Origin of the sequence: Actinomadura logoneensis (genome assembly GCF_003428695.1) — a bacterium.
Lineage (GTDB): Bacteria > Actinomycetota > Actinomycetes > Streptosporangiales > Streptosporangiaceae > Spirillospora > Spirillospora logoneensis.
The window spans coordinates 1-2,024 of the sequence record NZ_QURH01000596.1; the positions used below are offsets into that span (position 1 = coordinate 1).

General features: G+C 69.7%; 1 protein-coding gene. It reads left to right on the forward strand.

What is annotated here, in order from left to right; genetic code table 11:
• Positions 1-226 precede the first annotated feature (226 nt).
• Positions 227-1,990, forward strand: a complete 1,764-nt coding sequence (locus DZF91_RS24525) for an ABC transporter substrate-binding protein (RefSeq protein ID WP_117359636.1) — start codon at positions 227-229, stop codon at positions 1,988-1,990.
• Positions 1,991-2,024 lie beyond the last annotated feature (34 nt).

Sequence of the window (2,024 nt, forward strand, 5' to 3'; positions counted from 1 at the left end):
CGCGTCCCCGGATGCGACTCCGCCGGGCGCCTCCCCGGCTCGCGTCCCCGCCCGGCGCGGCCCCGGCGCCGCTCGGCGGCACGCGCGACCTTTTCGGGGGTCGCGCGCCCCGGCGCATGACTCTGGGTGCTAGTTTCGCTACCTAGCGCGATCTTCGCCGGGCTGCGGGCGCCCCCGGCCGTGCGGGGACGCGCCCAGGACACCACGCAGAGCGGGGGAAGTGCAGATGGCAGCACGACGACGGGGGACGGCGGTCGCCGCGGGGCTCGGCGCGGCGGCTCTCGCGCTGGCCGGGTGCGGCGGCGGGGGCGGCGGAGGCGGGTCCGCCGGCGGCACGCTGAAGGTCGTCGGCTCGTCCGACCCCGACCACATCGACACCTCCAGCGTCTACACGACCTGGGGCAACCTGCTGGCCCGGCAGTTCGCGCGGACCCTGTTCAACGTGAAGGCGGCCGACAACTTCGACGACGCGATCAAGGTCGTCCCGGACGCCGCCGCCGAGATCCCCTCCACCGGCAACGGCGGGCTCAGCAAGGACGGGAAGACCTACACGATCAAGCTCCGCGACGGCCTGCAGTGGGACACCAACCCCGTCCGGCCGGTGGTCGCGGGCGACTTCGTGCGCGGCATCAAGCGGATCTGCAACCCCGCCAAGCCGTCGGGCGGCATGGCGTACTACACCGAGACCATCCAGGGGTTCAGCGCCTTCTGCGACGGCTTCTCCAAGGTCAGCGCGAGCGACCCGGCGGCGATCGCGAACTACCAGAACCAGCACCAGGTGCCCGGCCTGCAGGCCAAGGACGACAAGACGCTGGTGATCAAGCTGGTCAACCCGGCCAGCGACTTCACCAACATCCTCGGTCTGTCCTTCTCGGCGGCGGCGCCCGCGGAGTACGACAGGTACATTCCCGACAGCCCCGAGTTCCGCGCGCACACCGTCTCCGACGGCCCCTACAAGATCACCGCCTACCAGCCGAACAAGCAGATCACGCTGGCGAAGAACCCCGCCTGGAAGGCCGACTCCGACCCGGTCCGGGAGCAGAACCCCGACGGCATCCAGATCACCATGGGGCAGGACTCGCCCGAGACCGTCCAGCAGCAGATCGAGTCCGGCTCGGCCGACCTGTCCTGGGACCAGACCGTCCCCACCGGGCGGATCCCGGGCCTGAAGTCGAACCCGAACTTCAAGATCATGGACGGCTCGTCCAGCAACCCCTACATCGTGTTCAACACGCTCAGCCCAAACAACGGCGGCGCGCTGGGCAAGGTCCCGGTGCGGCAGGCGATCCAGTACGCGATCGACAAGTCCGCGGCGGTGCAGATCTACGGCGGCCCGGACGTCAGCGAGGTGCTGAACCAGGTCATCCCGCCGCGCAGCGTCGGCTACAAGCCGTTCAACCTCTATCCGACCCCCGGCAACTCCGGCGACCCGAACAAGTGCAGGACGATGCTGAGCGCCGCGGGCTACCCCAACGGCCTCACGCTGCGGTTCCCCTACCGGGTCTCCAGCAACCACCCGAAGATCGCCCAGTCCGTCCAGGCGAACCTCGCCAAGTGCGGCATCCGCGCGCAGCTCACCCCGGACACCAACGGCACCTTCTACAGCAAGACGCTGGTCACGCCGTCGGACGCCAAGGCGGGCAAGTGGGACATCGCGGGCCCCGGCTGGGTGCCGGACTGGTACGGCAACAACGGCCGCACCAACATCGTCCCGCTGTTCGACGGCCGCCACTACGGCCCGAACTCCACCAACTACGGCGGCTACAACAACCCGGTCGTGAACAAGCTGATCGACCAGGCGCTGGAGGCCAAGAACGTGGACGCCGCCGCCAACTCCTGGGCGCAGGCCGACCGGCAGATCATGCAGGACGCGGCGGTCGTCCCGCTGATGAACCAGAAGTACCCGATCTTCCACTCGTCCCGGGTGAAGAACGCCAAGTACCTGCCGCAGTTCCAGGGCTACGACTACAACCTCGTCAAGCTCCAGTGACCGCGGTCCCGGCCGGGCCCGCGCCGCGCGGGCC